Source organism: Bradyrhizobium sp. (assembly GCF_028868675.1).
Taxonomy (GTDB): domain Bacteria; phylum Pseudomonadota; class Alphaproteobacteria; order Rhizobiales; family Xanthobacteraceae; genus Bradyrhizobium.
In genome coordinates, this window is sequence record NZ_JAGWUA010000211.1 from 1 (window position 1) to 8,040 (window position 8,040).

Here is an 8,040-nt window from a genome sequence, read left to right on the forward strand (position 1 = left end):
GAGCCCGGCCTACCAGGCGCTGCCGCCGGCCATCGCCTGCACGCCCACCACCGCCGGGCCCTACCGGCTGAACAACAAGCTGCGTGATGTGACGCTGATCGGCGTGGGCCGCATCGAGGCGCCGGAGGACGTGATCCTCGACCGCCACGACAACCTCTACGCCGGCAGCCGCCACGGCGACATCATCAAGTTCTTCGCGCCCGACTACCAGCGCATGGAGGTCTTTGCCCACATCGGCGGCCAGCCGCTGGGCCTGGCCTTCGACCGCGAGGACAACCTCAACGTCTGCATCGGCGGTATGGGTCTGTACCGCGTGACGCCGCAGAAAGAGGTGCAGCGCGTCACCGACGAGACCAACCGCAGCTGGCACTCGATCAACGACGACAGCCGGCTGCGCCTGGCCGACGACCTGGACATCGCCGACGACGGCCGCATCTTCTTCAGCGAGGCCACCACCCGCTACGAGATGCACGAGTGGCCGGTGGACGGGCTGGAGGCGCGTGGCAACGGCCGCATCGTCTGCTACGACCCGCGCGACAACAGCACCCGCACCGTGCTGCGCGACCTGCGCTTCCCCAACGGCATCGCCATCGCCAAGAACGGCCAGTCCATCCTGTTTGCCGAGACCTGGGGCTGCTGCATCAAGCGCTACTGGTTCGACGGGCCCAAGACCGGCCAGGTGGAGATGGTGCTGGACAACCTGCCCGGCTACCCCGACAACATCAACCTGGCCAGCGACGGCAACTACTGGCTGGCTCTGGTGGGCATGCGCTGCCCGGCCTACGACCTGGCGCTGCGCATGCCCGGCTTCCGCAAGCGCATGGCCACCCGCGTGCCGCTGGACGAGTGGCTGTTCCCCAACATCAACACCGGCTGCGTGCTCAAGTTCAGCGAGTCGGGGCAGGTGCTGGAGACCTTCTGGGACCTGGGCGGCGTCAACCACCCGATGATCACCTCGATGCGCGAGCATCGCGGCCATCTCTATCTCGGCGGCATCGCCAACAACCGCATCGGCCGCTACAAGCTCGACAACGCCGATCCGAACTTCGTGCAGTATGACAAGCGGTGGGGGAAATCGTCGTGATCGCGGCCGTCAGGGAGTTCGCCAACCGCTTTCTCGGGCGTGGCGAAGCCACCATCACGGTGCCGTCGTTCGACGGCGCGCTGAAACCGAACCAGACGCTGGAAGCGGCCGAGACGCTGCTGGAATGCGAGGCGCCGGAGGATCTCGCGACCGACGGCCGTAATCTCTATCTCGCCGACGGACGGCGCCTGTTGCGCCTCGACGGCCATGCGGCCACCGAACTGCGCAGCTTCGACCGGCCGATTTCGGCGCTCTGTACGCTGCCCGGCGGCGGCCTCGCGATCGCGCTCGCGGGCCGCGAGATGCGGCTCTATCCGGATGTCGCCGCCGCCGAGCCAAGCGCGACCATCGCCGATCCCGCGTTCAACGCGATCAACGCGCTCGCCGCGGCGCCGGACGGCAGCCTGATCGCCACCGACGGCTCGGCCACGTGCGGCGTCGACGACTGGGCACGTGACCTGATGGAGCTCAATCGCAGCGGACGCGTGCTCCGGATCGATCCCAAGACCCGGTCCGTGACGCAGGTTGCCGGCAGGCTCGGCTACGCCTTCGGCGCCTGCGCCGCCGGCGACGAGGTGCTGGTCAGCGAGAGCTGGCGCCACCGCCTCGTCGCGGTCTCGCCCGGAGGGCGGATGCGGGTCGTGCTCGCGCACCTGCCGGTCTATCCGTCGCGGCTCGCAAAGGCGGCCGGCGGCGGCTACTGGCTGACCGCCTTCACCGCGCGCACCCAGCTCGTCGAATTCGTGCTGCGCGAGCCGGCCTATCGGCGGCGCATGATGGCGGAGATCGACCCGGCCCACTGGGTCGCGCCGCGGCTGCGCTCCGGGCTATCGTTCAAGGAGCCGATGCAGGGCGCGCACATCAAAACCATGGGCGTGATCAAGCCCTGGGCACCGCCGCGCTCCTACGGGCTCGTCATCCGGCTGAACGCGGACGGCATCCCGCTCTACTCGCTGCACAGCCGCGTCGACGGCGTCAACCACGGCATCGTCTCGGCCGTCGAGGCGGGAGGCGACCTCGTGCTGGTCGCCAAGGGGCCCGGCCGCGTGCTCAGATTGTCGCTGGCGGCGCTTGCGAAGGAGTTCGGCGCATGAACGATATCGTGCTGTCCCTGAGCAAGGCGACAAAACTCTATGCCGGCGTGCCGGCGATCGAGCAGGTCGATTTCGATCTGCGCCGCGGCGAGATCCATGCGCTGGTCGGCGAGAACGGCGCCGGCAAGTCGACGCTGACCAAGGTGATGGCCGGCGTGGTGACGCTGACCTCGGGCGCCATGACGGTCGATGGCGCGGAGGTTATGCCGCGAACGCCGCTGGAAGCCCGCAACCTCGGCATCGCCATGGTGTTCCAAGAGAACAGCCTCGTCCCGACGATGACCGTGGCGCAGAACCTGTTTCTCGGCCAGGAGAAATTCTACAACCGCCTGCGCGGCATCTACATCGCCGCGCAGCAATTCTTGCAGTCGCTGAATTTCGACGTGACGCCGACGGCCACCGTCGGTGGGCTGGGCGCGGCCAAGAAGCAGATGGTGGAGATTGCGCGGGCGGTGCTGCACAAGGCGAAGGTCATCATCTTCGACGAGCCGACGGCCTCGCTCACGCCGGAGGAGAAGAAATACTTCTTCGACCTGGTCCGCGACCTCAAGAGGCGCGGCGTCTCGATCGTGTTCATCTCGCACGCGCTGGAGGAGGCGCTGCTGCTCGCCGACCGCATTACCGTCCTGCGCGACGGCAAGCAGGTCGTCACCGACGACGCGGCGAGGTTCGACCGCGGGAGAATCGTGCAGGCGATGGTCGGACGCGACCTCTCCAACACGCTCTACGGCGCGCGCAAGGCCAGCGTGCGGCCCGCCGGCGCGCGCGTGCTCACCGTGCAGAACCTGAAGATGGCGCCGATGGTGAAGAACAACTCGCTGTCGGTGTTCGCCGGCCAGATCACCGGCGTGTTCGGCCTCGTCGGCGCCGGCCGCACCGAGACCTTCAAGATCGTCTCGGGCGTGCTGAAGCGCGACTTCTTCCACGGCGGCGAGATCCTGCTGCACGACAAACCGGTCCGCTACCGGGTGCCGGCGCCGGCGGTCAAGGCCGGCATCGCCTACGTCACCGAGGACCGCAAGGTCGAGGGCTTCTTCGAGACCGCCTCGATCGCCCGCAACGTCTATCTGGGCCTGCTCGCAAAATTTCCCGGCGGGCGCTGGCTGCTGTCGCGGCGGGAGGCCAACACGGCGGGCAAATCCTGGATCGAGCGGCTCAAGGTTCGCGCCATCGGCGACGACGTCAAGGTGGTCGAGCTCTCCGGCGGCAACCAGCAGAAGGTGGTGATCGCCAAATCGCTGGTACAGGAGCCGGAGCTGATCATCTTCGACGAGCCGACGCGCGGCGTCGATGTCGGTGCCATCGTCGAGATCCACGAGCTGATCAACCGGCTCGCCGACGAGGGCAAGGCGGTGGTGGTGATCTCGTCCTATCTGCCGGAGATCATGGCGCTGTCCGACCGCATCCTGGTCTCGCGCCAGGGCAAGGTGGTGGAGGAATTCTCTGCACTGGAGGCGACGGAGGAGAGGATCATGTACGCGGCGATCCATTAGAGCGACCACGCCGGCGCCGCAACGCCGGCTTCGTCCGCCGCCTGCTAGCGCAACACCTCGCTCAGGCGCAGCTTCAGTTCATCGGCGGCCTTGCGGCCGACGTCCTGGCCGATCTGCGCGCTCTGCTGCGTCAGCGCGGGCCATTTCTGCAGCAGCTTCTGCCCGGCAGGCTGGGCGTAGAAGGCCTCGATCTGCTTCATCTCGTCGACGGTGAAGCTGCTGGCGAAGACCGTCGCCATCTGATCGATCATCGAATTGAGGAACGGCCTGTAGACGTCGGCGATCAGCTCGGTCTGCGAATTGTACTTCCGCTCGAGTTCCGGCCGGTCCTGCACCAGCACGGGCTTCAGGGTCAGCAGGATGACCGGCAGCTGGGCGCGGTACTGGTCCGCGAGCCTGGTCGTGGCCACGAGCTTTCGCGCGACAGCCATCGTCTCGGGCGACGGCGCCTGCGCGGCCGCGCCGCCGACCAGGAACAGCAGCGTGCCCGCAATCGTCAACAAGCGTCTGGACATGCACCCCTCCAATGACAGGTCTCGCCGCGGCGCCTGGCGCCGTCAGGCTTTCGCGGGAGCCGCAGCGGCGCTTGCCAGCCCGGCTTCGATCGCAGGTTCGGTCTCCTCGGTCTCGACCACCTTGACGAAGAGGTCAGGCACCCTGGAGGCGCGATCGAGCGCCCAGGCGATGGCGATCATGATGAAGATGCCGCCGAACGAGACCGCGAATTGCGTAAACAGATCCCTGCCGTACTGAGCCAGAATCCAGTGTGCGGAGAACGACAGGAATACGCCCATGCAGAACAACGGCAGCGAATGCTGGCCGCACAGAATCACCGGGCGCAGCCATGTCTTGTTCAGCGCCTTCCATTTCTGCGGCACGAACAGCGTGACCCAGATGGCCAGTGCCAGGAAATGCGTGAAGCGAAGCATGTCGAGATCGGTCTTGTCGATCGGATAGATCAGCTTGATCATCCATTTCGGAATCATGGCTTCCAGCGCGTGAAAGTGCCAGGTCATCACGATCACGAATCCGAAGGCGATCCAGATGCCGGCCATGACCTTGGCAGGGGTCGACCAGACCCATTTGGCGTATTTCTGGATCTCGCCGATCCCGCACCAGGCGGCGAACACGAACATCAATTGCCAGCAGAACGGATTGAAGTACCAGACCGTGCCGGGCGGATAGGAGGCGACGTTCCAGTCGAACAGCCGCGACAACAGGTAGAGCACGGCCGAGGCCAGCAGGGTGAGGTTCGGGCGGCGCGTGAGGCACCAGACGATGAAGGGCGCGGCCGCGACGAGGGTGATGTAGAGCGGCAGCACGTCGAGATCGACCGGCTTGTAGCGCAGCGTGAGCGCCTGCCCGATCAGGATATCCGGATGCTCGAGGAAATTGTGGACGTTGAACTCGTCGGCATACATCGGGTTGTCGAACCGCCTGATGGTCCGCGCGATCTGGGCGGTGAAGATCAAGAACAGCATGATGTGCGCGATATACATCTCGGCGGATCGCTTCCACAGCCGCTTCAGCGCCGCGAGAAACAGGCCGCCCTCGACGATCGGACCGTAGATGAAGCCGACCAGATAGCCGGAGATGAAGACGAAGAACTCGGCGGCGTCGCTGAAGCCGTAATTGCGCAGCGTCAGCCAGGACACGACGTCGTCCGGGACGTGGTCGAGAAAGATCATCCACAGGCCGACGCCGCGGAAAAGATCGAGCCGCAGATCGCGCCCGACCGGCGACAACAGATGCAGATTGTCCTTGTCCTGACTGACCATGGCCCCCGCCCATTTCAATGAATGTCGCGGCCGAAACTCGGCAAAATCGATTCCGGCAAGACGATCAATGCAAAGTATTTGTGACGAACGTCGCCGGCCTCCATCGGCCGGCACACGAGGCTAGCGAACATTGAGCGCGACGAAAAGACGCTTGATCGCGATAAGTTGCGCAAACCCGACGGATTTCGTCACGGGGGCGTGAGCGCTGCTCACGCCGGCCTCCGCACCGCAGCATCGGCCATGATTTGAGCCCGACCGATCCGATCCACCGCGCCGTGCGGGCGCACGGCAACATCGCCGAATACGCTCCGTTCTTTCCGGTGGTGTTCTCCTGTGGTTCGCCGCGCACCCAGCGCCGCTGTGGATCACCGTGACGATCGTGATCGCAACCGCTGCCCGCTTTTCACTGGCGGCCAGCCTCTTGTGGGGCGCGTCGCTGAACCGGCCGAACCCCGGACGCTTCGCCGGCGCGCTGCTCACCTATCTGAGCGGGTTCGTGCCGGCGGTGGGGCTGGTGGCGGCGTGAGGGGCGCGGGCGCAGCAGGCCGCGTCGCTGCAACTGAGCCAAAAAAGAAAGCCGCCCCGAAGAGCGGCTTTCGAAACCTCATGAAATCCGAGGTCTGTTTGGTTGCGGGGATAGGATTTGAACCTATGACCTTCAGGTTATGAGCCTGACGAGCTACCGGGCTGCTCCACCCCGCGATAAACCATTGCGCGCCTAGCACGAATGCCCGGGGACGGAGATTGCGGACCAGCGCTGTTTGCGTGGCTGCCGCCGTCCCAAAGGCTTCCTTGGAAGGCAACCCGGGGCGAAGCCCGTCGGGTGCGGGGGCTATGTATCAACCGGAACGGTCTTTGGAAAGGGCCAGATGGGCGATTTCTTCGACTTTATGACAGGCGAAAACGGGCCTATGCCGCCCGAAACCTGTGCCCTTGCCATAAGTTCCACAAAGGGCCAGCTTGCGGCAACAAGATGACGGGGAAATGCCATGGACCAGTCCCTGACGAGCGCGCCTTCGCGGGCGCTGGATGATGCCTTCCACACCATGTTCGAGCGGTCGCGGGCGGAAGCCGCCCCTGACCTTGCCATGCGGCTCGACCGGCTGGCGCGGCTGCGGGCCGTAGTCGCCGACAATGAGGAGCGCTTCCGGCAGGCGATCTCGGCCGATTTCGGCCACCGCTCCGCGATCGAGACCACCATCGCCGAGGCGCTGATGCTGTATGGCGAGGTTCGCCACGCCACGAAGCATTTGAAGAAATGGATGGCGCCACAGCGCATCGCCACCGCGCTGCAGTTCCTCCCGGCGCGCAACCGGTTGATCCCGCAGCCGCTCGGCGTGGTCGGCATCATCGCGCCCTGGAATTATCCGCTGCAGCTGACGCTGGCGCCCGCGATCGGCGCCCTCGCCGCCGGCAACCGCGTGATGATCAAGCCGAGCGAGTTGTCGCCGCATTTCTCCGCGCTCCTGAAGGAGCTGGTCGGGCAGAAATTCGACGCCGCCGAGATGCTGGTCACCGGTATCGAGGACGAGATCGCCAAGGCCTTCGCCGCGCTGCCCTGGGATCACCTGGTGTTCACCGGCTCGACCCGGGTCGGCCGGATCGTGGCGGAAGTCGCCGGGCGCAACCTGACGCCGGTCACGCTCGAACTCGGCGGCAAATCGCCGGCGATCATCGATCCCTCGGCGGACCTGGAAGAGGCAGCCGAACGCATCGCCTATGGCAAGCTGCTCAACGCCGGCCAGACCTGCATCGCGCCGGACTACGTGCTGGTACCGGAAGGCTCGCTGCAGGCGTTCGCCGAGAAGGTGCGCGCGCATATGCGGCGCATGTTCGGCGCCGATCCCGCCAACAAGGACTACACCTCGATCATCTCCGACCGCCATTATGCGCGGCTGGAGGGCCTGGTTGCGGATGCCGCCTCCCGCGGCGCAAAGATCCTGCAGCCGGCAAAACCCGACGATCCCAACTGGAAGGCGCACCGCAAATTCCCGCCGACGCTGATCGTCGGCGCCACCGAGCACATGACGATCATGCAGGAGGAGATTTTTGGCCCCGTGCTGCCGGTGATGGGCTATCGCGAGCCGGCCGAGCCGGTCGCCTTCATCAACCGCCACGACCGCCCGCTCGCGCTCTACTGGTTCGGCAAGGACCGCGCCGCGCGCGACGAGGTGCTGGCGCGCACCGTCTCCGGCGGCGTCACCGTCAACGACTGCCTGTTCCACTTCGCGCAGGTCAACCAGCCGATGGGCGGCGTCGGTGCTTCCGGCACCGGCTCCTATCACGGCGAGTGGGGTTTCAAGACCTTCAGCAAGCTGAAGCCCGTGTTCTATCGCTCGGCGTTCAACCGGCTCGCCGATCTCTATCCACCCTATGGCGGCAAGATCGCGCGGCTGGAAAAGATGATGCGGTTCATGTCGTAATCGCCGCACCGTCACTGCGAGCGAAGCGAAGCAATCCAGACTGTCTCCGCGGAAACGGACTGGATTGCTTCGTCGCTTCGCTCCTAGGAAGAAAGTGGGTGGGTACCGGTCTAAACTCAGTCAGAGTGGCTCACCCATTTTCATCTAAGGCGGGTCGGCCCCTCGGGC

7 protein-coding genes and 1 tRNA gene are annotated in these 8,040 nt (G+C 65.6%); 5 read left to right on the forward strand and 3 right to left on the reverse strand.

Features of this window, described 5'->3' with window-relative positions; all coding sequences use genetic code 11:
* The 3 genes from KGM94_RS21235 to KGM94_RS21245 all read left to right on the forward strand — a co-directional run.
* Window positions 1-1,084: SMP-30/gluconolactonase/LRE family protein (locus KGM94_RS21235; protein WP_300263792.1), on the forward strand; the 1,084-nt coding region annotated here is incomplete at its 5' end.
* Entirely contained in the window at window positions 1,081-2,178 is a 1,098-nt protein-coding gene (locus KGM94_RS21240; protein ID WP_300263793.1) for a hypothetical protein, read from the forward strand. The genes KGM94_RS21235 and KGM94_RS21240, both read left to right, overlap by 4 nt.
* Window positions 2,175-3,671 (forward strand): sugar ABC transporter ATP-binding protein, encoded by a 1,497-nt coding sequence (locus KGM94_RS21245; RefSeq protein ID WP_300263795.1) that lies wholly within the window; start codon window positions 2,175-2,177, stop codon window positions 3,669-3,671. The genes KGM94_RS21240 and KGM94_RS21245 overlap by 4 nt, the downstream gene beginning before the upstream one ends.
* A 44-nt stretch (window positions 3,672-3,715) precedes the next feature.
* On the opposite strand, the gene KGM94_RS21250 is transcribed toward KGM94_RS21245, so the two are convergent.
* Both KGM94_RS21250 and KGM94_RS21255 read right to left on the reverse strand, forming a co-directional pair.
* Window positions 3,716-4,186: a DUF2059 domain-containing protein gene (locus KGM94_RS21250; protein ID WP_300263797.1), complete on the reverse strand. Its 471-nt coding sequence runs from the start codon at window positions 4,184-4,186 to the stop codon at window positions 3,716-3,718.
* A 42-nt stretch (window positions 4,187-4,228) separates the two neighbouring features.
* The gene (locus KGM94_RS21255; protein WP_300263798.1) at window positions 4,229-5,449 is read right to left on the reverse strand and encodes an OpgC domain-containing protein; all 1,221 of its coding nucleotides are present in this window, start codon (window positions 5,447-5,449) and stop codon (window positions 4,229-4,231) included.
* Between the two features lie 370 nt (window positions 5,450-5,819).
* Here KGM94_RS21255 and KGM94_RS21260 point away from each other — a divergent pair, with 370 nt between their 5' ends.
* Complete coding sequence (locus tag KGM94_RS21260) at window positions 5,820-5,975, forward strand: hypothetical protein (RefSeq protein WP_300263800.1); 156 nt, start codon at window positions 5,820-5,822, stop codon at window positions 5,973-5,975.
* A gap of 99 nt (window positions 5,976-6,074) precedes the next feature.
* On the opposite strand, the gene KGM94_RS21265 is transcribed toward KGM94_RS21260, so the two are convergent.
* A tRNA-Met gene (locus KGM94_RS21265) sits at window positions 6,075-6,151 on the reverse strand.
* Between the two features lie 287 nt (window positions 6,152-6,438).
* Between KGM94_RS21265 and KGM94_RS21270 the strand changes: the two genes are divergently transcribed.
* Entirely contained in the window at window positions 6,439-7,872 is a 1,434-nt protein-coding gene (locus tag KGM94_RS21270; RefSeq protein WP_300263802.1) for a coniferyl aldehyde dehydrogenase, read from the forward strand.
* The last annotated feature ends 168 nt before the right edge of the window (window positions 7,873-8,040 follow it).

Excerpts from the sequence above, each read along its gene's own strand:
- KGM94_RS21245 (WP_300263795.1), top strand. The coding sequence starts at position 2,175 with ATGAACGATATCGTGCTGTCCCTGAGCAAGGCGACAAAACTCTATGCC.
- KGM94_RS21250 (WP_300263797.1), bottom strand. The coding sequence starts at position 4,186 with ATGTCCAGACGCTTGTTGACGATTGCGGGCACGCTGCTGTTCCTGGTC.
- KGM94_RS21255 (WP_300263798.1), bottom strand. The coding sequence starts at position 5,449 with ATGGTCAGTCAGGACAAGGACAATCTGCATCTGTTGTCGCCGGTCGGG.
- KGM94_RS21270 (WP_300263802.1), top strand. The coding sequence starts at position 6,439 with ATGGACCAGTCCCTGACGAGCGCGCCTTCGCGGGCGCTGGATGATGCC.